The sequence below is a fragment of the Streptomyces sp. Sge12 genome (genome assembly GCF_002080455.1).
GTDB lineage: Bacteria > Actinomycetota > Actinomycetes > Streptomycetales > Streptomycetaceae > Streptomyces.
Map to the genome: position 1 here is coordinate 685,166 of NZ_CP020555.1, position 22,153 is coordinate 707,318.

At 72.6% G+C, this 22,153-nt stretch carries 22 protein-coding genes; 11 read left to right on the forward strand and 11 right to left on the reverse strand.

The features are described 5' to 3' along the window. Positions 1-82: 82 nt before the first annotated feature. From B6R96_RS03225 to B6R96_RS03235, 3 genes are all read right to left on the reverse strand, one after another. Positions 83-970, reverse strand: coding sequence for a geranyl diphosphate 2-C-methyltransferase (locus B6R96_RS03225; protein WP_053174965.1), 888 nt, complete (start codon positions 968-970; stop codon positions 83-85). 15 nt (positions 971-985) lie between these two features. Next, on the reverse strand, positions 986-2,353 hold the full coding sequence (locus B6R96_RS03230) for a family 2 encapsulin nanocompartment cargo protein terpene cyclase (protein WP_081521483.1): 1,368 nt from the start codon (positions 2,351-2,353) through the stop codon (positions 986-988). A 105-nt stretch (positions 2,354-2,458) separates the two neighbouring features. After that, on the reverse strand, positions 2,459-3,871 hold the full coding sequence (locus B6R96_RS03235; protein ID WP_030389809.1) for a family 2B encapsulin nanocompartment shell protein: 1,413 nt from the start codon (positions 3,869-3,871) through the stop codon (positions 2,459-2,461). A 350-nt stretch (positions 3,872-4,221) separates the two neighbouring features. On the opposite strand from B6R96_RS03235, the gene bla reads away from it, so the two are divergent. After that, positions 4,222-5,169 (forward strand): class A beta-lactamase, encoded by a 948-nt coding sequence (bla, locus tag B6R96_RS03240; protein ID WP_237291299.1) that lies wholly within the window; start codon positions 4,222-4,224, stop codon positions 5,167-5,169. A 256-nt stretch (positions 5,170-5,425) separates the two neighbouring features. Further along, positions 5,426-6,511: a hypothetical protein gene (locus tag B6R96_RS03245; RefSeq protein ID WP_081521485.1), complete on the forward strand. Its 1,086-nt coding sequence runs from the start codon at positions 5,426-5,428 to the stop codon at positions 6,509-6,511. Positions 6,512-6,542: 31 nt separating this feature from the next. Here the strand turns inward: B6R96_RS03245 and B6R96_RS03250 are convergent, their stop codons facing one another. Beyond that, on the reverse strand, positions 6,543-6,923 hold the full coding sequence (locus B6R96_RS03250; protein WP_081521486.1) for a nuclear transport factor 2 family protein: 381 nt from the start codon (positions 6,921-6,923) through the stop codon (positions 6,543-6,545). Positions 6,924-6,965: 42 nt separating this feature from the next. Beyond that, the gene (locus tag B6R96_RS03255) at positions 6,966-7,541 is read right to left on the reverse strand and encodes a TetR/AcrR family transcriptional regulator (RefSeq protein ID WP_030389804.1); all 576 of its coding nucleotides are present in this window, start codon (positions 7,539-7,541) and stop codon (positions 6,966-6,968) included. Between the two features lie 146 nt (positions 7,542-7,687). On the opposite strand from B6R96_RS03255, the gene B6R96_RS03260 reads away from it, so the two are divergent. Further along, on the forward strand, positions 7,688-8,419 hold the full coding sequence (locus B6R96_RS03260) for an SDR family oxidoreductase (RefSeq protein ID WP_081521487.1): 732 nt from the start codon (positions 7,688-7,690) through the stop codon (positions 8,417-8,419). A 79-nt stretch (positions 8,420-8,498) separates the two neighbouring features. Here the strand turns inward: B6R96_RS03260 and B6R96_RS03265 are convergent, their stop codons facing one another. Both B6R96_RS03265 and B6R96_RS03270 read right to left on the reverse strand, forming a co-directional pair. Then, positions 8,499-10,229, reverse strand: a complete 1,731-nt coding sequence (locus B6R96_RS03265; RefSeq protein ID WP_081521488.1) for an acyl-CoA dehydrogenase family protein — start codon at positions 10,227-10,229, stop codon at positions 8,499-8,501. 90 nt (positions 10,230-10,319) lie between these two features. Further along, positions 10,320-10,925, reverse strand: coding sequence for a PadR family transcriptional regulator (locus B6R96_RS03270; protein WP_081521489.1), 606 nt, complete (start codon positions 10,923-10,925; stop codon positions 10,320-10,322). 231 nt (positions 10,926-11,156) lie between these two features. On the opposite strand from B6R96_RS03270, the gene B6R96_RS03275 reads away from it, so the two are divergent. Next, positions 11,157-11,762 carry a GOLPH3/VPS74 family protein gene (locus B6R96_RS03275; protein ID WP_081521490.1) on the forward strand — a complete coding sequence of 202 codons (606 nt, stop codon included), beginning with the start codon at positions 11,157-11,159 and terminating at the stop codon, positions 11,760-11,762. Positions 11,763-11,899: 137 nt separating this feature from the next. Here B6R96_RS03275 and B6R96_RS03280 read toward each other — a convergent pair whose 3' ends face one another. Together B6R96_RS03280 and B6R96_RS03285 are read right to left on the reverse strand one after the other, a co-directional pair. Continuing rightward, on the reverse strand, positions 11,900-12,517 hold the full coding sequence (locus tag B6R96_RS03280; protein WP_081521491.1) for a nucleoside/nucleotide kinase family protein: 618 nt from the start codon (positions 12,515-12,517) through the stop codon (positions 11,900-11,902). A 73-nt stretch (positions 12,518-12,590) separates the two neighbouring features. Then, positions 12,591-13,028: an Ig domain-containing protein gene (locus B6R96_RS03285; protein ID WP_159396266.1), complete on the reverse strand. Its 438-nt coding sequence runs from the start codon at positions 13,026-13,028 to the stop codon at positions 12,591-12,593. Positions 13,029-13,202: 174 nt separating this feature from the next. Between B6R96_RS03285 and B6R96_RS03290 the strand changes: the two genes are divergently transcribed. Continuing rightward, positions 13,203-14,285 carry a hypothetical protein gene (locus B6R96_RS03290; RefSeq protein ID WP_081521493.1) on the forward strand — a complete coding sequence of 361 codons (1,083 nt, stop codon included), beginning with the start codon at positions 13,203-13,205 and terminating at the stop codon, positions 14,283-14,285. Between the two features lie 46 nt (positions 14,286-14,331). Next, complete coding sequence (locus tag B6R96_RS03295; protein WP_081521494.1) at positions 14,332-14,724, forward strand: hypothetical protein; 393 nt, start codon at positions 14,332-14,334, stop codon at positions 14,722-14,724. 21 nt (positions 14,725-14,745) lie between these two features. Here B6R96_RS03295 and B6R96_RS03300 read toward each other — a convergent pair whose 3' ends face one another. Then, positions 14,746-15,360 carry a hypothetical protein gene (locus tag B6R96_RS03300; protein ID WP_081524951.1) on the reverse strand — a complete coding sequence of 205 codons (615 nt, stop codon included), beginning with the start codon at positions 15,358-15,360 and terminating at the stop codon, positions 14,746-14,748. Between the two features lie 280 nt (positions 15,361-15,640). Here B6R96_RS03300 and B6R96_RS03305 point away from each other — a divergent pair, with 280 nt between their 5' ends. The 3 genes from B6R96_RS03305 to B6R96_RS37550 all read left to right on the forward strand — a co-directional run bounded on the left by B6R96_RS03305 (position 15,641) and on the right by B6R96_RS37550 (position 19,292). Next, positions 15,641-17,080: a carotenoid oxygenase family protein gene (locus B6R96_RS03305; RefSeq protein ID WP_237291300.1), complete on the forward strand. Its 1,440-nt coding sequence runs from the start codon at positions 15,641-15,643 to the stop codon at positions 17,078-17,080. Positions 17,081-17,167: 87 nt separating this feature from the next. After that, positions 17,168-18,847, forward strand: a complete 1,680-nt coding sequence (dacB, locus tag B6R96_RS03310) for a D-alanyl-D-alanine carboxypeptidase/D-alanyl-D-alanine endopeptidase (protein WP_237291301.1) — start codon at positions 17,168-17,170, stop codon at positions 18,845-18,847. Between the two features lie 103 nt (positions 18,848-18,950). Next, on the forward strand, positions 18,951-19,292 hold the full coding sequence (locus tag B6R96_RS37550; protein WP_162498478.1) for a hypothetical protein: 342 nt from the start codon (positions 18,951-18,953) through the stop codon (positions 19,290-19,292). Between the two features lie 12 nt (positions 19,293-19,304). Here the strand turns inward: B6R96_RS37550 and B6R96_RS03320 are convergent, their stop codons facing one another. Next, entirely contained in the window at positions 19,305-19,808 is a 504-nt protein-coding gene (locus tag B6R96_RS03320; RefSeq protein ID WP_053704921.1) for a hypothetical protein, read from the reverse strand. 237 nt (positions 19,809-20,045) lie between these two features. On the opposite strand from B6R96_RS03320, the gene B6R96_RS03325 reads away from it, so the two are divergent. Together B6R96_RS03325 and B6R96_RS03330 are read left to right on the forward strand one after the other, a co-directional pair. Further along, the gene (locus tag B6R96_RS03325) at positions 20,046-20,699 is read left to right on the forward strand and encodes a hypothetical protein (protein WP_081521496.1); all 654 of its coding nucleotides are present in this window, start codon (positions 20,046-20,048) and stop codon (positions 20,697-20,699) included. 40 nt (positions 20,700-20,739) lie between these two features. After that, entirely contained in the window at positions 20,740-21,510 is a 771-nt protein-coding gene (locus B6R96_RS03330; protein ID WP_081521497.1) for a hypothetical protein, read from the forward strand. Positions 21,511-22,153 lie beyond the last annotated feature (643 nt).

Consider the following 22,153-nt stretch of genomic DNA (forward strand, 5'->3'; position numbering starts at 1 on the left):
GAGCACCCGAAGCACCCCGAAGGGGCCGGGGCCGTCGGACGACGGCCCCGGCCCCTTCGGCCGGCGTTCGGTGAGCGTCCGCTCAGACGCGGTCGGCCGCGATCAGGACGTACTGGAAGGAGCCGTCCTTGTAGGACTCGATGAACGCCTCCTCGATGCCGGTGACCAGGGAGGACGTGGCCCGCAGCTCCCAGTACGGCAGCGTCTCGGGGGTCAGGTCGATCACGGCCTGCGGCACGAGGCGGTTGTCGGCCATCGCCCGCAGGTACTCGCGGCGGGAGTGGATGTTGCACTCGAAGTGCGCGTTGATCTGGGAGACCCACTTCGAGGGCTGGCCGTACCGCGGGTTCCAGCAGCCGGTGATGGTCACGTAGCGGCCGCCGACCGCGAGGACGCGGGAGTGCTCGGCGAACAGGTCGTGGAGGTCCACGTACATGCTCGACTCGTTGTTCCACGAGCCCGCGGCCTGCCCGGTCTCGAAGGGGGTGCTGAGCATGTTGCAGACGCGGGCCCGGACGTGGTCCTCGATGCCGAGTTCCTCGGCGCGCCGGTTGGCGAAGTCGGCCTGCTTGGCCGACAGGGTGACACCCTCCACCTTGCACCCGAAGCGCTGGTGGGCCATGACCATGGAGCCGCCGCGGCCGCAGCCGGCGTCGACGAGGGTGTCGTCGCGCTCGATGGCGCCGAGGTGCTGGAGGAGCAGTTCGGCCTGCGCCGACTCCAAGCGGTGGAGCTCGGCGATCAGCTTCTTCTCATAGGCGCTGTCGGCGGGGTCACCGAGAGCGGCGTGGTCGATGTCGCCGATGCCGTAGTGGTGGTGGTAAAGGCCGTCGACGTCGCCGAGCCGGAGGTTCACGGGCCTGGCCTCGTGGTCCCAGTAACGGGCGATGTCACCCTGATAAGGGGTCGCCGGGCCGGGGATGAACACGGAGGAGGTACCGGCAGCGGCGGTGAGATCGGTGCTAGTCATGGACAATTCCCATCTTTACCAGAAATCGGGCAGGCTGTAGCGATAGGTGTTGGTCTGGTGCCAGTAGTGGTTGCCGTCGACCCATACGGCCACGCCCCGCAGGAAGCGCTGCACGCTCGGGACGGGGCAGGCGAGGGCCAGCTCGGCGGCCGCGGCCTCGAAGTCGCGCATGAGGTCGTTGTGGACCTCCACCGCCTTCAGATAGGCCTCCTGGTCGGAGCACCTCTCGCGTTCGGCGATCACCACCGGCAGGTTCAGGTGGCGTCCGGGACTGGCCAGTTCCTTGGTGTAGGAGTACAGGTCGTTGACGATCGTGGTGGCGTTCCCGGCGAGCGCGATCACGCGCTGCATGGCGGGCTGCGCGTGGAGGTCCGCGGGCAGTTCGTACCCGCCGACCGAGTCGGTGATGGTGGGGCAGGGGCGGAAGTTGTTGAACTGCCGCATCGCCAGGTACTCCCACACCTCCGGGACGTACTCCGTCTGCGCCCAGGCCCCTTCGGCGAGATAGCCCATGTGCAGTCGGGCCATGTCGTGGCGGAACCGGTCGGCCTGGGAGGCGGTGCTCGCCTGGACGAAGTACTCCATGGCGGAGCGGTAGGCGCGCCGGGGCGCGTCCGAGAGCAGCGACGCCTCCCACTGCGGCGCGTACTCCTTCGTCGTGTGGAGCGGATCGAGGGCGGTATGGGCCAGCAGCAGCCGTCCGCCGAGGCCGATGGGCGAACCGCCGTGGTCCTCGCAGTAGCAGTCGTCGACCGCGTTCTCGGCGACCATCAGGCGGGTGGCGAGCATCAGGTGCTCGATGCTGGGGGCGTCCGGATGGCAGGCGACCATGTAGCGCCCGACGGAGAATCCGTCGAACTGGTCCTCCCAGTCGTCCGGATACAACGAGACCTCGTCCAGCGCCCAGGCCTTGATCCTGCGGCTGAGCTCCTCCACCCGCACCGGATCGGGCTCCGGCACCGGGTGGTGGTAGAGGCCCGGGATCGGACGGCCCGCGACCGGCGCCGGCTCGGCGGTCGCGGCGCCGGTCGCGGCGCCCGCCGCGGCCACCTCCTCGCTGCGGGCCCAGTGCAGGCTCTCCGTGCCCAGGCCACTGGGCCCGCGCAGGATCCGGTCCAGGGCGGCGGCGTTCGGCCGCGGCGCGGCGGCGGCAGCAGCGGGGGCCGCGCTCTCGTCGACCACGGGTAGGGATGCGGGCGCGGGCGTCAGTACGGGGGGACCGGTGGGCAGGGCGGGCGGCGACGGCGGCGAGGGCCGGACGGGCCCGGCGCCGGCGGCGGGTTCGACACCGGCGGCCAGGGCGTTGGCGAGGATGTGGGCCCCGAAGGAGGCCGCGGCGGCAGGCAGGCTCGACTGCAGAGGGGAAGGCCCAGGATCGGGCATCCGTAACTCCTTGGTGACGTAAGTGGTTTGTCCCGGATCCCGGGCGTGCTCGGCGGGCCAGGACAGGCACGGGTCCTGGCTGTCGCGGCCGTCGGGCAGGTCCTCTTAGTCCCGCCTGCGGGCGATCTGCACGTTCTCCAGCACACCGAGCGCGTCGGGCACCAGGATGGCGGCGGAGAAGTAGGTGGTGACCAGGTAGGAGATGATCGCCTGTTCGCTGATCCCCATGAAGCGGACCGACAGGCCCGGCTCGTACTCCTCGGGGAGTCCGGTCTGGCGCAGGCCGATGACGCCCTGGTTGTCCTCGCCCGTTCGCATGACGAGCACCGAGCTGGTGTTCTCCTTGCTGATCGGGATCTTGTTGCAGGGCAGGATCGGGACCCCGCGCCAGGCCGGGACCTGCTGCCCGCCGACGTCGACGTGGTCCGGGTAGAGCCCGCGGGCGTTGAACTCGCGCCCGATCGCGGCGATCGTCCGGGGGTGCGCGAGGAAGAACTTGGAGCCGCGGCGGCGGCACAGGAGCTCGTCGAGGTCGTCCGGGGTGGGCGGGCCGGAGTGGGTCTGGATCCGCTGCTTGAAGGCGGCGTTGTGGAGCAGACCGAAGTCCCGGTTGTTGATCAGCTCGTGCTCCTGGCGCTCGCGCAGCGCCTCGATGGTCAGCCTGAGCTGCTCCTCGGTCTGGTTGTGCGGCCCGTTGTACAGGTCGGCGACCCTGGTGTGGATGCGCAGCACGGTCTGGGCGATGGAGAGTTCGTACTCGCGCGGCTTGAGCTCGTAGTCCACGAAGGCGCCGGGCAGCTCCGCCTCGCCGGTGTGGCCGGCCGACATCGCGATCTCGGCCTCGCCGTGCTTGTTCTGGCGCTGCTGCGGGAGCATGCTGAACCGGTCGATGTGGGCCTGGAGCTGCGGCGCCGCGGCGAGCACGGAGGCGAAGTCGCCGCGGGAGAGGGTGAGCAGGATGCCGGGGGTCTCGGCGGTGGCCGTGTAGTCCCAGGTGGCGTCGGCGTCCAGCAGGGCGTTCTCGCCGAACCGGTCGCCGTCCGCGAGGACGGCGACGGCGACGTCGTCACCGTACTTGCCGACGGAGGTCTGGCTGATCCGGCCGTGGGCGATCAGGTGGATCTGCTCGGCGGGGGTACCGCGCTCGACGATCACCTCACCGGCACGGAAGTCGCGCTGGACGCAGCGGCCGGCGAGTGCGGTCAGCACGTCGTCGTCCTCGAAGCCGCGCAGCAGGGCCAGTTCGCCGAGCTCGCGCGGGATCACGCGGACGTTCGCGCCGTCCTGGACGAACTCGATGGTCCCGTCGCCGACGGTGTACGTCAGTCGGCGGTTGACCCGGTAGGTCCCGCCCTTGGTCTCCACCCAGGGGAGCATCCGCAGCAGCCAGCGGGAGGTGATCTCCTGCATCTGCGGGGCGGACTTGGTCGTGCTGGCAAGGTTGCGGGCGGCGGCCGTGCTCAGGCTGGACTGCCGCGGCGGCTCCAACTGCGCTTCCGGGCTGGTGTCAACGGTCATCGGGCGAGCTCTCCTTCGTAAGGGCGGTGGTCCGCGGGTACGCGCGTCACCAGAGAACGAGGAAAAAGGGGGCGAATATCAGGGAATCCGTCCAGATCCGGGGGAACAGTAACGTCCCGGTACGCCCACTTGAGCCTGAAAACCGTTGGCATTAGCTCGATGCAGTGATCTCGTCCGGCAGGTGGTTTGCCGGGGTTATGGATGATATTCGGCCTTGTTCACGAACACGGCCCAAAAGCGGCTGAAAAGCGTGCGTCGCACGCTCCGTGGACCGCTTGCACGCGGAACCGAAATGATCACGTTTGATGTCTTCGCTCTCACATGACCGGCCAGGAAGAGGAGAACCCGACGTGAAGACCCAGGGCGCATCAACGTCCCGTCGCGCACTGCTGACCGCGGGGGCGGGGGTGGCTCTGGCCGCCGCGCTGCCGGTGGGCGCGGCCCGTGCCGCGTCCGCATCCGCATCCGCGTCCGTGTCCGTGTCCCGGCACGGCGAGGGGGAGGTCGTGGCGCGACTGCGCGAACTGGAGCGCGAGTACGGGGCGCGGCTGGGTGTGTACGCGCGGGACACGGCCACCGGACGCACCGTGGCGCACCGGGCCGACGAACTGTTCCCCATGTGCTCGGTGTTCAAGACGCTCGCAGTGGCCGCCGTGCTGCGTGACCTCGACCACGACGGCGCCCACCTCGCCAAGCGCATCCACTACACCCTCCAGGACGTCACCGACGCGGGCGGCGGCTCGGTCACGGAACGGCCCGAGAACATCGCGGGCGGCCTCACCGTGGCGCAACTCTGCTCCGCCGCCATCGCCCAGAGCGACAACTTGGCGGGCAACCTGCTGCTGCGCGAGCTCGGCGGCCCCACCGCGGTCACCCGCTTCTGCCGCTCGCTGGGCGACCGTACGACCCGGCTCGACCGGTGGGAGCCCGCGCTGAACTCGGCGGAGCCCTCGCGGGTGACGGACACCACGAGCCCCCGCGCGATCGGGCGGACGTACGCCCGCCTCGCGCTCGGCGACGCGCTGGACTCCGGGGACCGTGAGCAGCTGAACCGGTGGCTGCTGTCCAACACCACCAGTGCCGACCGCCTGCGGGCCGGCCTGCCGAAGGACTGGGCCGTCGCGGACAAGACGGGCGCCGGATCGTACGGGACGAACAACAACGTGGGCATCGCCTGGCCGCCGGGACGCCCGCCGCTGGTCCTGTCCATCCTCTCGACCCTGCCGGAGCCGACGGCGCCGCGCGACAACACGCTGATCGCCCGCACCGCGAAGCTGCTGGCGGACGCGCTCGCCTGACGGCGGCCCGTACGGCCGCCCGGGGACCCCGCTCGGCCTCGTCGAGGCGGAGCGGGGTCCCCGGCGGGCCGGGGCGTACGGCACGCCGCGGGCCGAACGGCAGCGGAGGTAGCCCCGGGCAGGTACCGGCAGACCTTGCGGGGCGGGCGCCATGATGCCGCCCCACCAGCGGAAACGTATTTGCGGAGGATCGCACCACCACGTCATACTCCCGGGTCCCCACTTTTCGATCACTCCTCCCCCAGGGGCTCCCACCGTGGAAGTCACACGCATCGTCGTCATCGGGCTCGTCATCGCCCTGGCGGTCGTCCACTACCGCCGCACCACCGTCGATGTCCCGGACCGGGCTTCGGCCCGCGCCTCCCGGAAGTCGGGGCTCCTTCCGCAGTCCAGGCAGCACACCGGCCGGGCCGCGCCCGATCCCGAGCTGGAGCGGGCGGCCGCCGCGGCCGCCCGGGGCAGTTGGGAGCCGGCCGCACGGTTGATGGCCGAGACCAGGGAGCGCGGCGACTGGGCACGCCGCTCCGCCTGCGCCGCCGCCCTCGGCTCCCACCGAGCCGCGCGCCCCGACAGCTGGTTGCACGCGTGGGAGGCCGCTGCCGGGCCGGACGACGCCGACCTCGCAGTGGTACGGGCGAAGGCGCTGGTCAACCTGGCCTGGCAGCAGCGTGGCGGCGCCCGGGCGAAGCACACCAGCGCGGAGCAGTTCGCCGGATTCCACGCCACACTGGCCCGGGTACCGCAAGAGAGCGCCCGCGCGGCCGAGTTGAACCCGGCCGACCCGATTCCGTATGTCTGCGGGATATGGGCGGCGCTGGGCCTCGGCCACCCCGAAGAGGACATGCTGCGGATCTGGAAGGAGATCACCACCCGCGACCCGTACCACTTCGACGCGCACTACGCGGCGCTCCAGTACTGGTGCGCGAAGTGGCGCGGCTCGGAGGAGCGCGCCATGTCCTTCGCGCAGCGGGCGGCGGCCGAGGCGCCGGTCGGCAGCCTGCTCACCGTGCTGCCGCTGATCGCCTGGTTCGAGCACCGTCACTCGGACGCGCGTTCCGCCGACTTCCGCTCACCGCACCTGGTCTCGCTGGTCGATGCCGCTCTGGCCGACCTCGCCGCGGCCCCCTCGAACCATCCGAACGCCGCCGAGGTGCGTCACCTGCTGGCCTACTTCCTGACCCGGCAGAAGCGGTACGACGCGGCGCTGGCGCAGTTCCGTCTGGTCGACGGCTACGTGGGCGCCCTCCCGTGGAAGTACTGGACCGACCCGGCAGAAACCTTCTGCCACTGGCGCGACCGCGCGGCCCGCCGAGCCCCCCGAGCCCGCCGCCGCCCCCGCTGAACCGCCGGCGCCCGTCGGCCCCGGCGGGGCCCTAAGTCCTCGGACAGGGGGTGGCCTGGTGGTAGTACATCTGCCACTCGGCTCCCGCGCCGTGCCGGCGCCAGAGCGAGCTCCGCCGGGCCCGATTTCCGTCGATCACGGTCTCGTAGGTGAGGTGCACCAGCCCGGGTGCCAGCAGGACACCGGTCATCTCCGAGGGCTCATAGCGCGGGCCGCCCTCCGCAGAACCGTCCATCTCCGGCAGCACGGCGAGCATTTCCTCATACGTCCACCGCCGGCCCGAGGCGCCCACCTCCACGAAGTGCGGGTCGAGGAGCTGCCGGACCAGCGACTGCGACGTGCGCACGCCGGGGTCCATCAGACGCAGCTCACCCGCGATCGCTGCGCCCACCTCGTCGGTCTCTCTGCTCATACAGGCATCTTCGTCCAGGCGACCGGAGCAGCCGCAACCGGGTTACTCACGTCGGGCTCGGAGGCCGTCCAGGGTGAGGTCGAGGAGGCGTTCGGCCTGGGCCCGTTGTTCGGGGCCGGCCGAGGTGAGGGCGATGCCGGCGAGGGCGGCGAACATGTCGGTCGAGGTGATGTCGGACCTGATCGCATCCGCGGCGGTGCAGGCCTCCATCAGGGAGGTGAGCGCGTCCTGGATCAACCGGCGGCTGTCGGCGTAGGGGTTGGTCCCCGCCGCGAGGACGGCGCGCATCGCGTCGGCCATGCCCATCTTGGCTGTGGCGTAGTCGATGAAGCGGCGCGTCCAGTCGCGCAGGGCCTCGTACGGCGGCATGGCCGCCAGGAGGGTGGGGACGGAGTCGCACAGGCGGGCGACCTCGTTCCGGTAGGCCGCCTCGATCAGGGCTTCGCGGGTGGGGAAGTTGCGGTAGAGGGTGCCGGTTCCCACGCCGGCCTCCTTGGCGATGCGCTCGAAGTGCGCCTCCAGGCCCTGCTCGGTGAACACGCGCACCGCGGCAGCCAGGATCTTGTCCCGGTTGCGCTGTGCGTCGGCCCTCAGCGGGCGTTCTGCGTCTGCGGCCATCAACGGCCCTCCCCTGCTTCCTCATCGACACCCGCTTGCTAAGTGGAGGGGCCTCCACTTAGCCTGGCTGAAGTGGCGGCGCCTCCACTTTCACTCTAGGGCATGGCCTCGGCCTGCCCCATTCCTCTTCGGAAGGGACTCCCGCCATGTCGGGAATCGAAGGCAAAATCGTGGCCGTCACCGGCGCGGGCAGCGGCATCGGCGAGGCCACCGCCCTCCTGCTCGCCGAGCGGGGCGCGAAGGTGGTCCTCGGCGCACGCCGCACGGAGCGCCTGGAGGCTCTGGCCGCCCGGATCGAGAAGGCCGGCGGCGAGGCCGCCTGGATCCGTACGGACGTGACGCGGCGCACCGACCTGGTGGGCCTCGTCGACCTGGCGCGAGAGCGGTACGGCAGGCTCGACGTGCTCGTCGGCAATGCCGGGGTCGGATTGATCTCCCCGCTCGACGAACTGCGCGTCGACGACTGGGAGGAGATGATCGACGTCAACTTGAAGGGCGTCCTCTACGGGATCGCCGCGGCGCTCCCCGTCTTCCGGGAACAGGGCTCCGGCCACTTCGTCAACGTCGTGTCCACCGCCGGACTGCGGGTCGTGCCGCTCCAGTCCGTGTACGCGGGCACCAAGAACGCCGTGCGCACGATCTCCGAGGGCCTGCGCCAGGAGGCCGGGGACAGCCTGCGCGTGACCGTCGTGTCGCCCGGCGCCGTCCGTACGGACTTCACGGAGCGCATGGGACCGGAGGCCCGGGACCGGATCGACCGCATGATGGAGACCGCGCTGTCGCCGGACGCGGTGGCCCGCGCCATCGCCTTCGCCATCGAGCAGCCGGACGGTGTCGACGTGGGTGACATCGTCGTTCGCCCCACAGCACAGGCCTGACGGCGGACGGCGAACGGAAAACCGCCGGGGGACCGGCACAGCGCCGGCGGCGGTGTGCCGGTCCCCCGCGCGCCGCTGCCTACGGGGCCATCTCGTACGTGCCGGACAGCGCCTCGACCCGGGCCCAGACGCGCGCCGCGCGCGCCTCGTCCACGACCGGACGCCGGACCGCGCCGAGCGCCCAGTCCTGCTGGGCAGCGGTGGCCGAGTCCTTGCCGTACAGCTCGACGGCGTGGCCGGAGAAGTCGCGCACGAGCACGGAGAACAGCTCGTCGAGCACGGACTCGTCCAGGTCCGTCAGGCGGGCCTGCTCCAGGACCAGCTGCCCGTAGACGACCAGCGCGAACAGCTGGCCCACGGAGAGGAGGAAGTCGAGGTCACGGCTCTGCTCCTCGTCCGGCGCGACGGTGGCCACGAACGCGCAGAGGGCGTCGGCCTGCTCGCGGAACCGCGCCACGTTCGGCACGGCGGCGTACGCGTCGTAGGCGGTCCGCCAGTCGTGGAAGCGTACGGAGCCCAGGCCCCGGGCCGGTCCCTGCTGGAACAGGAAGGCGTCGTCGGCCGCGTCGAGACGGGTGGGCACCTCGGGGTACTCGGCCGGGTTCAGCAGGTGGTTGTGCATGAACTTGAGGATCAGGGCCAGGTTGACGTGGACCGTGCCCTCCAGCTTGGGGAGGCCGCGGATCTCGATGGCCGCCTGCGCGAAGTAGTTGTCCTTCTCGAAGCCCTTGGCGGCGATGACGTCCCACATCAGGTCGATGACCTTCTCGCCCTCGGTGGTCACCTTCATCTTCGTCATCGGGTTGAAGAGCAGGTAACGGCGGTCGTCCGGGCCGGCGGTGCGGAAGTAGTCGACGGCGCGGTCGCTGAAGAGCTTCATGCCGACCAGGCGGACGTACGCGTCGGCCAGCTCCCGGCGCACGTGCGGGAAGGCGGTGACGGGGCGGCCGTACAGGACGCGGTTGTGCGCGTGGGTGACGGCCTCGTACATCGCGTGCTCGCAGATGCCGATGGAGGCGGTGCAGAGGTTGAACTTGCCGACGTTGACAGTGTTCAGGGCGGCGTCGAAGGCGGCCCGGCCGGTGTGCAGGACGTCCTCGGCGCGGACCGGGTAGTCGTCGAGGCGGAACTCGCTGACGTACTTGGAGGAGTCGACGACGTTCTTCACGAGGTGGTACGCCGCGTGGCGGCTGTCGGCGGCGAAGAAGACGTAGCCGTCGGGGCCCTCGATGTCGGTGCGGCGGCCGAAGACCGAGACGAGGCCGGCGGCGTTGCCGTTGCCGATGTAGTACTTGGAGCCGCTCGCGCGGAATCCGCCGGCACCGTCGCTGTCGGGCTGCAGCAGCATGTCGGTGGAGTAGATGTCGGCGCCGTGGCTCTTCTCGGAGAGGCCGAAGGCGAACACCTCGCCCTCGGAGAGGAGTTGCGCGGCGCGCTCGCGGGCCTCGGCGTTGTCGCTCTGCCAGACCGGGCCCAGGCCGAGGATGGTGACCTGCCAGGCGTACCAGTAGTCGAGGCCGTAGAAGCCGAAGATCTCGTTCAGGGCCGCGATCCGGGCGGTGTCCCAGCGCTTGTCCGACTCCCCCTCGCCCGCGGCGGCGGCCGGGGTCAGGAAGGTCGCGAAGAGCCCCTCCTTCGCGGAGAACGCGAGGAAGTCCGCCAGCCACGCGCGGGAGCGGTAGTCCTCGATCAGCCGGCGCTTGCCGCGGCTCTCGAACCAGTCGACGGTGGCGCGCAGCAGCCTGCGGGTCTCGGGGTCGAAGTGCGCCGGGTCGTAGGTGTGCGGGTTGAAGAGCAGGGCGTCTGCCATGGAGGTTCACCTTCCGAGGGGTTGGGGTCGGGCGCGTGGAGGGGCGCGGCGGCGGGTGCGGCGGCGCGCACGGCGGTGCGGCCGTGCGGTTCAGGCGGTGGCGGCGGTGGTGGCAGTGGTGGCAGTGGTGGCGGCGGTCGATGCGGTCCCGCCGAGCCGGTGCAGCGTGGCGAGGACGTCGTCGAGCCAGGCGATCGTCATCCGCTCGTACGCGATGCCGCCGCGCAGCACGACGTGCTGGAGCTCCTGACCGGCGTCGAGCGGCGCGGGGGCGTCCGGCCCGGTGAAGTCGCGCAGTTCACCGGCGAGATAGCGGGCCAGCCGGTCGCTGTGCGCCCGGTGGTGCCGCTCGACCTCCTGGATGAGCGCGGCCGGGTCGTCGAAGGCCACGCCGCGGATCTTGACGGCGAGGTCGTGGCGCAGGCTCTCGGGTTCGATCGGCTCGTGCAGCCACCCGGCGAGTGCGGCGCGGCCGGGACCGGCGACGGAGTACTCCTTCTTGTCCGGCCGGCCCTGCTGCGGCACCTCGCGGACGGCGAGCAGCCCGTCGCCCTCCATCCGCCCCAGCACGCGGTAGATCTGCTGGTGGGTGGCGGTCCAGAAGTAGCCGATGGACCGGTCGAACCGGCGGGCCAGCTCGTAGCCGGAGCCCGGCTTCTCCAGCAGGGAGACGAGGATCGCGTGGTCGAGCGCCATGCCCCGATCTTTCTATGCAACTCGTTGCATAGACAAGCGGCAGTGCTCAGGTGAGACGCGGCTCACCCGGCCTCGTCGCTGTTCGAGGAGTAGGCCTACCGGGTGCATCGGGGAACCACGGGGCCCTCGCGGGCGTTGGTGCGACCATAGGGAAGGTGATCAGCCGGTCCCACCGGCCGGCTGGCCCCCGCCGCTACCCGCGCCTTCCGATGACTCCGAGGGGAGCCGTTCATGAGTACGGCGAAAGACCTGTTCATCATCGCGATGGACCCGCCGCCGGACCGTCCCGTCGGGCAGGGCGACCTGTCGCTCGCCCTCGCCGGAGCCGAGCTGATCGACCTCCTCGACGCGCAGGCCGCCGCCCTGGACGGCGACCGCATCGTGCCCGGCGAGCCGTCGGAGCTGCACGACCCGCTGCTGTCCGAGGCCGCGTCGGCGCTCACCCGCCACACTCCGTACGAGCGGGTCGACGAATGGCTGTGGCGCCGCGGCCGCGATCTGTCCGCGGCGTACCAGGCCGCCCTGGAGGAGGCCGGTGAGCTGACGCGGGGACGGCGCGGCCTGCTGCCCTTCGGGAGCGACCGCATGGAGGTGGCCGATACGCCCGCCCGCCGGCGGGCGCTGGGCCGTCAGGAGGAGGACGAGCCCGTCCTCGCCGCCCTCGCCTCGGTCGTGGGCCTCCGCAGCGACGACCCCGAGGCCGAACCCCGCCCGGGCGACGAGGCGGTGACGACCGTCCTGGCCGTCGTCAACGACGCGGTGATGGAACTGGAGGCCGTGCGCCAGCGGCGGACCATCGAGAACGCGGCGTACGCCAACATGTGGCGCAGCCCCTGAGGCCCGAGCGCGGCCCGGCCGGCCCGGTCCGTGTGACGGAGGCTCAGCCGCGGTCGGCGGCCGTCCACCACACTGGGTACGGGGTGCTGCCGAGCGCGGCGTCGAGGGAGAAGGGGTGTGCGGCCGGCCGGGCGGTGTCAGCCGGTGTCGAGGACGAGGTCGGCGCGGTGCCGGCCGAGGGCGACGAGCCGGGCGTTGGCCTCGTCCGAGCGGGCCACCCAGGCACGCGCGTGCGCGGGGTCCTTGCCGTGCCGCACATGACGGTCGATCAGCCGGTCCAGGCGCAGGTCCTCGGCGGGGGCGAGGTACCAGACCTCGTCCAGCAGCGGCCGCACCGCGGACCACTCCCCCGCGTCGTGCAGCAGGTAGTTCCCCTCGGTGATCACCAGCGGTACGTCCGGGGCGACGGGGATGCTGCCCGCGATCGGCTCCTCCAGGGAGCGGTCGAAGGCAGGCGCGTACACCGTGGGCCCCTGCGGTGCGCGCAGCCGCCGCAGCAGGGCGACGTAGCCGGCGGCGTCGAAGGTGTCCGGGGCGCCCTTGCGGTCGGCGCGGCCCAGGTCGTCCAGCACGGCCTGCGCGAGGTGGAAGCCGTCCATCGGGACCACCACGGCCCGGTCCGGTCCGAGCGCGTCGGCGATCCGGGCGGCCAGGGTCGACTTTCCGGCCCCGGGGGGCCCGGCGATGCCCAGGATGCGCCGCTCGCCCGGGGCGGCCAGCGCCTGCGCCCTCGTCACCGGTTCCCTCGTACCCATCCGCCCATCCTGCCCGAGGAACACCGCCCGGCGCCCCCCGCCCGCGATCGGGGCAGGGGGGCCGGGCGACGGATCAGCAGCGGGGGCAGGCGTCGCGGATCACGCGCCAGGTGAAGGTGGCGGAGGCGGCCGCGCCGGTGGCGTCCCGGGCGGTGACGGTCACCGTACGGATGCCGCTGCCGCGCAGGAGCCCCGAGATCAGGCCGGTCGAGGCGTTGATCGAGGCGCCGACGGGCAGGTTGACCGCCGACCAGGTGTAGGGGGCCACGCCGCCGGTGGCGGTCAGCGGTAAGTACGCGGAGTCGTACTGGAGGGACACCTGGTTGCCCGGGTTGACCACGGCCGGGGCCGCGGGGGCGGCCGTGTGCGTGGCCGCCGGGCCGGTCGAGTTGTGCGGCGCGGCGAAGGCCGGGCCCACCGACGCTGCCAGGACAGCGGTCAGGCCGACGGCCAGCACCGCCAGTCTGCGCGGGGTACGCGGGGTACGCGGGGTGCGTGTGGATGTGCTCAACAGGACCTCCGAACTCGTCGGGCCGGGACGGCGCTTCCGGTACGGGTCCCGGAGGCCGCCATCGCCCGTTGTGGGTATGCATGTTCGAGGTGCTTGGCGCGTCGGAATCATAGGCGGGCCCGCCCGTCCCGTCGATGGGGCCGCGGCCGGCCGCACAGGCCTACGATGTCCGCCATGCCCGGTACGGTCTCCGTCCCGCCCGACCCGCCGCCCCGCGCACGACTGCGCTCCGCCACCCGCCTGGCCGTGTGCGCCGCCGTGCCCTGGTTCCTGTGCCTGTGGTGGGGTACGAGCACGGTCCCGGTGCCGGCCGCCCTGCCGGCCGTACTGATCCTCCGCGACGACGTCTACGACGCCCCGCGACGGGGGTGGGACCGGCTCGTGGGCGTCGTCGTGGGCGTGGCGCTGACGACGCTCGTGCTGCACTGGCTGCCGCCGCCCACGGCCTCCTCGGTGACCTCGGTGTCCTGGGCCGCCTCGCTGTCCTTCCTCGTCGTACTGGCCTGCGGCTGCGCCGGCATGTACCTGATGTACCGGGGCGGCGCCCCCAACCAGCAGGTCCTGGTCAGCGCGCTGGTGATCTACGCGACCGCCCTCCCCGGCTACGCCCGGGCCCGGCTGGCGGAGAGCGCCGTCGGCATCGCCACCGTCGTCCTGCTGGGGCCGCTGCTGTGGCCGCCGGACCCGTACCGGTCGGCCGCGGCCGGGCTCGACACGTACCGGGGCGAACTCGACGGCCTCCTCGGCGCGGTCGCCGCCCGGCTCGGCGCCGGCGGACCGCCCACCCCCCGCGGGCCCGCCGGGGACGCGGAGCTGTGGCTGCGGCCGCGGACCGGACTCGCGGCCTACGAGCGGGCCGCTCGACGCACCCGGCTCCCCCGGCTGTACCTGCGTACGCCGAGCCGGCCGCCGGACGGGCTGGAGGAGCGGCTGAGGTTCGCCGCGCGGACCGCCCTCACCCTCCAGTACTTCACCCAGGAACTGCGGGAGCGCGCCCGGACCGACGGCGCGGCAGCGCCGCCCGTTTCGGACACCTCCCTGCGCGAACTCGCCCCGCTGGTCCGGGCCACCGCCCGGACCGTGGACGCCGCCCTGCGCGGCGAGGACAGCGCCGCCGTGGCCGCGGACCTCGACCGGGCCCGCGGCCTGGACCTCGCCCACCGCGCGGCCCACCCGACCCGGCACGACGCCGTCCTGCGGGCGGGTCTCCACCTGACCCACGAGGCCGTCGCCGACCACCTTGCGGTCCGCGGCTGACAGGTCACCGATAGGCTCGTGCCCCGACCGGGGAGATGAAGGACCGATGACACTGAACGAAGGCCTCCGGGTGGGCATCCGGGTGCGGCTCGCCGCCGACCTCATGCTGTCGGCCGGTCCGGTCACGCCGGAGGGGGAGGCCGTCGCCGGCTTCCTGGCCCTCGCGGCCGGCACCGAGGGCACCGTCGAACGGGTGGACGAGCACCAGCAGCAGAGCAGCAAGGACGTCCTCGAGTACGAGCGGCTCAGGTCGCTCCTCGACTCCTTCGGGCATCAGATGCCGGAGGGGAGCAGGAAGCAGCTCCAGGAGAACGTGGCCGCCCTGGAACCCGCGTGGATCGCCCACCAGCAGCAGGGGCTGCGCGTGACCGTCCGCGTCCGCTTCGACAACGGATTCGTCCTGGACGGCGCGCACGCGGAGCTGTTCACGCCCGCCTGAACGTGAACCCGAACCAGGAGTTCAGGCCACCCGGCCCGTGTCCCGGGCGCCCGCGCGGACGTGTTCGGGGTACCAGGCGGTGAACTTCACGGCCAGCACCAGTAGGACGACGGGGACGACCCAGTTCAGCCAGTCCCCGTGGTGCCCGGTCCGCGCGGCGAACAGGCCGAACAGCGCGATGAGCACGAACACCCCGCCCCACACGGCCGTCAGCACCCGGTTCGTCCGGCGGAACAGCGGCGAGTCCCAGTGCTCGCGCGGCACCGATTCGCGGGCGTACTGCTCGGTGAAGGGCGTGAAGGCCAGCGACCCGAGCGCCACGACCGCGATCACCGTGCTCGCCAGGGTCTGGGCGTACGTCTCCAGCCAGAGCAGGTCCTGCCGGTCGAGCACCAGCGCCAGGACCGAGATGACGGCGAAGAACAGCATCCCGGTGATCTCCAGCACCTTGAGGCTCCCCCGCCGCATGTCGGGCAGGTTCAGCACCAGTGAGGCGATCAGCGCCGTGAGTGCGGCCAGTTTCCAGGTACTGGGGCCCGCCACCACGTCGAAGATGATCCACGGCGCGAACCCCAGGAAGATGCCGGAGCGGCCGGCGCTCGGGGCCTTGCCATCGGTACGGTCCCCAGCAGCCATCGGGCCTCCACAACGGTACGGATCGGGGCGACCTGCGTACCGGGGTCGGCACCCGCCTCGTTCCCCATCCTGCGAGCGCCCGCCACCGGCCGCATTCCGGGACGCGTCCAGGGACGGGCGCGCGGCGGGGCACGGGGAGGGCGCCGGGTCGGGTACGGAACCGGCGGCCGGACCGCTCCGGACCGCTCCGGGCCGCCTGGCAGGCCCACCCGGCGCGCGTTTCACTGGGAGGTGGCCTGCAAGCACACCGACGGACGGACCGCGGACCCCGGGAGGCCCCGTGAACACGTACGTGCCACCCCGCTTCGACCCCACCCGCGTTCCCCACCTCCTCGGGAGCTTCGCGCCCGTGTCCGAGGAGGTCGACGTCGCGGACCTGGAGGTGACGGGCGAGCTGCCGGACACGCTGGACGGCCTGTACCTGCGCAACGGCCCCAATCCGCGCTTCACCCCGATCGGCTCGTACCTGTACCCGATCGACGGCGACGGCATGCTGCACGGCGTGTGGCTCTCCGGCGGTCGGGCCCGCTACCGCAACCGCTTCGTACGCACCCCCGCGCTGGTGGCCGAGGAACGGGCCGGCCGCGCCCTGTGGGGCGGTCTCGCATCGATGATCATGCCGGACGCCGACGAGGTGGGGCCGGAGCTCGCCGGCACCTTCCGGGACATGCCCGACATCAATGTGGTCCGGCACGCCGGCCGCCTGCTGGCCCTCGCCGAGTCGGCCTGCCCCTTCCGCGTGGACGGCGGGCTGGCGACGCTCGGCCGCGAGGAGTTCGGCGGAGCCCTGCCCGCGGGCATCACCGCCCACCCCAAGATCGACCCGGTCACGGGCGAGATGGTCGTCTTCTGCTACGGCCTGGAGCCGCCCTACCTGACCTGGTCCGTCATCGACCGCCACGGCACGGTCGGCCGCGGGCCCACCCCCGTCGACGGGGTGGACGAGCCGATCATGATCCACGACATGGCGCTGACCGACCGCTACGCCGTCCTCGTCCTCGCCCCGGCCTTCTTCGACCTGGCCGCGGCGATGACCGGCGGTTCCTTCCTGTCCTGGCGCCCCGAGCGCGGCACCCGCGTGGCACTGATCCCGCGCGACGGCGGGCCGCTGCGCTGGGCTTCCGACGAGGCGTTCTGGGTGTGGCACACGGTGAACGCGTACGACGACGGCCCCGGCGCGGACGCCCCGGTGGTCCTCGACTACGTGCAGTGGAGCCGGCTGACGGTCGGCGGGCCCCAGGAGGACACCGATCCCCTCAGCGGCGGCCTGGTACGGGCGCGCATCGACCCCGTCGCGGGGAGCATGGCGCGCACCCTGCTGGACGACTCCCGGGTGGAGTTCCCGCGGGTCGACGACCGGCGCATCGGCCGGCGCCACCGGTACACGGCGCTGGCCACCGACACCGGGCGGACGGACCTGCTGCCGGGCGAGTACGACGCCGTGCGCTGGTACGACAACGAGACCGGCACCTCCCGCGTCTGGTCGGCCGGGAACCTCTCGGTCGGCGAGCCCGTCTTCGCCCCCGAGCCCGGCTCCTTCGGCGCCGGGGCCGAGGAGCGCGGCTACTGGCTGACCTTCGCCACCGACCGTACCGACGGGTCGAGCTGGTTCCTGGTCCTCCCCGCCGAGGACCCCGCCTCCGGCCCGGTGGCCCGCGCCCGCATCCCCGTCCGCGTCCCGCTCGGTCTGCACGGCAGCTGGCTGCCCACCGAGGAGTGAACCCCGCCCGACGCGCCGCGGCGCTCCGGCCGTGCCACCCTGTTCCTTGGCCTCGGGAGTAGACAGCCGCGACGAACGGAGCGCGCTGTGAGCGGACCGATCCATCCCGCGCGGCTGCGGCGTGCCGCGGCCGCGGCCTGCGCCGGCCTGCTGTTCGTGGCCCTCGCCCAAGGTACGGCGGCCGGCACGGACCCGCCCTCGCCGACGACGACGCCGTCCTCCCCGACCCCGTTCTCCGCGACGCCGCCGTCCCCGCCCTCCGCGTCCGGCGACACGGGCATCGGCGGGCTCGACCCGCGCATCACGGCCATCATGCGGAAGCCGGAATACCGCAACGCCCAGTGGGGGCTGTTGCAGACCGACCCGGACACCGGCCGTGTGGTGCACAGCCTGTTCCCCGAGCAGTTCTTCATCCCCGGATCCACGGCCAAACTGCTCAGTGTCTCGGGCCCGTGGGCGACGCTCGGCGCCGACCACCGCTTCGTGACCCCCGTCCACGCGGTCGGCGAGCGCGACGGCGCCACGCTGACCGGCGACCTGGACCTGGTCGCCCAGGGCGACCTCACCATGGGCGGCCGGACGCGCCCCGACGGCACCGTCGCGTACACCGACCTCGACCACACCTACGCCAACGACTTCCCCGGCGCGACCCTCACCCCGGAGAACCCCCTCGCCGGGATCGACCAGCTGGCCCGGCAGGTGCGCGCCGCCGGCATCACCCGCGTCGAGGGCGACGTGATCGTCGACAGCAGGCTGTTCCGGCCCGACCCGGAGCTCGTCCCCACCCCGACGCCCCTGATCGTCAACGACAACCTGATCGACCTCCTGACCACCCCCGGGGACCGGGCCGGCGCCGCCGCCCGGCTGGACTGGCGGCCGAAGGTGGCCCCGTACCAGGTGACCTCGGCGGTGCGGACCGTGGCGGCCGGCAAGCCCACGGCGATCACTGTGACGGCCACCGACGGCGGGACCCGGATCCGGCTGACGGGAACGATCGCGGCGGACGCCGAGCCGCTGCTGCGCACCTCCCCCATCGGCGATCCGGCCGCCTTCGGACGCGTCGCTCTGATCGAGGCGCTCGAACGCGCCGGAGTGCACGTCACGGCCGATCCCTCGGGCCCCAACCCGGTCGCGCGGCTGCCGCGCGACTACGAGGGGCAGCCGCGGGTGGCCGCGTACACCTCCCCGCCGTACGCCCAGTACGCCAAGCTGATCCTGAAGGTCAGCCACAACCTGGGCGCCAACCTCGGCATCTGCCTGCTGGCCGTCACGGCGGACAGCGACCAGTGCCCGGCCGGCTTCCCGGTGCTCGCCGGCTTCCTCGACCGGGCGGGCGTCGACCGCGAGCAGGCGCAGCTCATGGACGGCCGGGGCGGCAACCCCGCCGACCGGGCCACACCACAGGTGCTGGTGCAGATGCTGACGTACTGGCAGCACGGCCCGCAGGCGCGGATGTTCCGCGAGGCCCTGCCCGTGCTGGGTGTCGACGGCCTGCTGGCCGAGAACTGCCGCAGCTGTCCGGCCCGGGGGAAGGTGTTCGCGAAGACCGGCGCTGCCGTCGGCGGTGACGCGCTCAACGACCGGCTGGCCGTCGGCGCCATCACGATCGCGGGCTACCTGGACAAGGGCGGCGGCCGCTTCGACACCTTCTACGCGGGCGTCAACGGCGCCTCCACGCCGGGCGCGAACCCCACCGAGGTGCTGTCCATCGCCAACGACCTGGCCCTGATAGCCGCCTACCTCCAGGAGTCCTCGTCCGCCCGGTGAGGCGCGTCAGCACGCCCCGATCGACCAGAAGACGCCCACCTCTACGGCGTCGCGGTCCGGCCTGCCGCGCACCGGGCGGGGCTCCGACTGCCATTCCTCCGTCATGACGGCGAGCGCGCCGCACCCGGTCCTCGTGGCGGCGCGGCCCCGTGGCCGCGAAGGCGTAGACGTCGTCGAGGAGGCGTATCGCCGCGGCGTTCCGAGGGCAGCGGTCGCTGCGGAACTCCTGGCGCAGGCCGCCCACCTGGAGCTCGAAGACGTGCGCCGGCTCGCGGGGGATGCGGTGCAGCCGCTCCAGGGTCCGGTGGACGAGCTCGCCGGCTCCCGCGGGCGCGCGGAGCGGGAACGGGAACCTCGCGCCGTCCCCCAACGCCTCCAGCCGGGCGTCGAGCAGGTCCAGGACAGCCGGTCGGGATCGTGCAGTCGGGTCACCCCGCCACCCTAGGAGGGGCCGTGGCTACACCTGTGCCCAGGTGTGCAGCAGGGCCCGGCGCGCACTCGGCTCGGGCGTGCCGTCCAGGGCGTACTTCCTGCCCCACTCCTCGACGGCCTGCGGGTCGGCGGTGCCCGCCACGAAGCGGTCGAGGAGGTCCTGCGAGAGCCGGACCTCCTCGGCGATATAGCCTCCGGCCGCCGCCGAGTACACGGTGACCTCCTGCGTGCTGTCGCCCGTCTCCATCCGCAGCCTCATCTCAGGGGGTCCCTCGCCGAGGAAGGTGCCGATCGCGGCCGAGACCACCGACCCGAGGAGCTTCGACGTGCGGCTCGCCGGGCTCTCGCTGGGCACGTCCCGGACCACCGCGGAACTCAGCTCCTCCCAGGCCCAGGCCCGGGATCCATCGGGGTCCAGGGCTTCGAGCCCGTCGGCGGTCAGCCGGACGCCGACCCCGATGGCGTTGGGCGGCGAGCCCACGTACACCGCGTCCGGAGTGACCCAGAACAGTCCGACCATGGCCGCCATGCGCCACTCCCCACTCTCGTCCCCGACACCGGCCCCACCATCCATACCGCCCGCCCGGAGGGGAGCGCCGCAGACACACCGGGAGGCAGCCGGACCCGGACCGGGCGGTAAATCGATGGGTCCCGGCGGCCGGATCTGCCAGCATCCTCGAATGGGTGCAATGAACGCAGTGGCCGGCAGGGGCGTGGACCGGGCGCGCAGGCGGTTCCGGATCAGCAACAAGACGCGGCGTGGCGCGTGAAGCTGCCGGTCACCCTCCACCGGGCGCGGCTCGGCCCGGTGGAGTTCAAGGTCGTCCGACCGGCCCGGCCCCTGAACGGCGCCGTACTCGTCGACCACGACAGCCATGTGGACCTCTACCTCGACCAGCAGGCGGCGAAGCTGCTCGGCGGCCTGTGGACGCTCGCCGCCTCGTCCCCGCGCTCGCTGATCCACTTGCCGGTGCGCGGGAACGCCGCCCCGGCGCACGAACCGCCGGAAGCCGGCACGCGGCAGCTGGACCTCGTGCTCCTGCACCACTCGCTGCAGTTCGCACCGTCCCGCTGGAAGGACGTCCGCGCCCGCCTCGACGCGGGGCGGCGCCGAACGGTGCCGCTGCCCGCGCCGGACCTCTCCGATCAATCCGCGGCCTACCTGGATTCACGGCACCACCGGGAGAACCGGGACCTGTTCCACGAGCACGTCCACGCCGAGACCCTGTTCATGACGGGCAGCGCGAGGGTGTTCCGGGACACCGCCCGGTATTTCACCGAGGTCGCCCGCAACGGCCCCGGATACGTCCCCGTCCATCCTCACCACACCCGCTACTACACCCAGATCCACTCCAACGCAGGCGTGCTCGGCAACGCGCGGGAGATCCGCATCGAGTACTGCGACGAGTGGATCCGATGACCCGAGGCCGCCCGGGCGGACGGGAGTTACCGTTCCCCTCATGACGACACAACAGGACCCCCTCGGGCCGGTAGGGCGGCTCGCCGCGCACCGAGAGCTCGACCCCGGCGGGCTCGCCCGGCGTGCGGAGGCCGAGGAGAACGAGGTGCGGGCCGTGTTGCGCGGCTCGAGCAGGGAACCGGACGTGCTGCGGCGGCTCGCGCCCGTGCTCGGGCTCCATGCCGGGGACCTCTTCGTCCTTGCCGGAGCGCCGGTGCCGGAGGACCTGGCGCCGCTGGACGCCGCGGCGGGGCGGTCGATCCCCTGCCTGGTGCGCCGGTTCGTGTCGCTGCCGCCGGAGGCGAGGGACGAAGTGCTGTGTCTCGTACGGTCGTTGCCGCAGGAGGAACGCACCGCACCCGTTCCGGTCCCACGGCCCTACGAGGAGTACCCGCCGGGTTTCGGCGGCGTGCTCCTTCGGATGCTCGCCAACCGGAACCTGAACTGGAACGGATCCGTCCGGGTCTTGCACACGCTGGCCGGCCTGTACGTGAGCGCGGCCACGATCGGTGGGGTCGGGCGCGGAACCGTGGAGCTCACGCACCACCTGCTGGCCGACTTCGCGATCGTGCTGGGGATTCCCGTCGGCGATCTGACCGCCATGGCCGGACCCGTCGCAGAGGGCGGTCGCCGGCTGAGCGATCCGGTCCCGGTCCTGCACTCCGCCGGGCCCGACGCGGCCGTTCTCATCAGGGAGCTCAGCCGGCTGAGTGCCGGTCAGGTCCGCCGGGTGGACTCGGAGGCGGGGGCCGCACTCGGCCGGACGTCCTGACGGGCGCGGGTGCTCCGGCAGGCGGCCCCGCCGGCCGTCAGGGTGAACGCGACCCTCCGTGACGAAAGGCCCTGCGGCTCGCTGTGACCGAATCACCCGCGCACACCCTGTTCTCCTTCGGCACACTGATGGACGAGCGGGTGCAGACCGCCCTGTTCGGCCGGGCCGTGCCCACCTCCCCCGCGTCGCTGGCCGGTTACACCACCCGGCCCCTGCAGATCACCGATCCGGCCGTGATCGCCGCCAGCGGGCTCGACGTGCACCTGATCCTGGAGCGCCGGCTCGGCGCCTCGGTGGAAGGCGCCGTCCTGCACCTGACCGACACATCGCCGGGAACGAGGTCCGGCGCCGGGTGTTCAACCTGGCGATCCCCGGCAGCACCCTCGCCGACGTCAGCGAGCAGACCCCCGCGCTGCTGCCCGCCCGCCGGCCCGACACCCTGCTGGTCGCCGCCGGTATCAACGATTCCGCCGTACCGGTCGGCGCCGACGACGGCGATGTGCGGCCGGACCCCGCGCACGTCGACGCCGGCCTCGACTCGCTGGCCGCCACCGCCCTGCGGCACGGCGCTCGCCTCGTCGTCGCCGGACCCGCCTGGCTCGACGCGGACCGCACCCGCGACACGAGGGCCTGCGCTTCACCC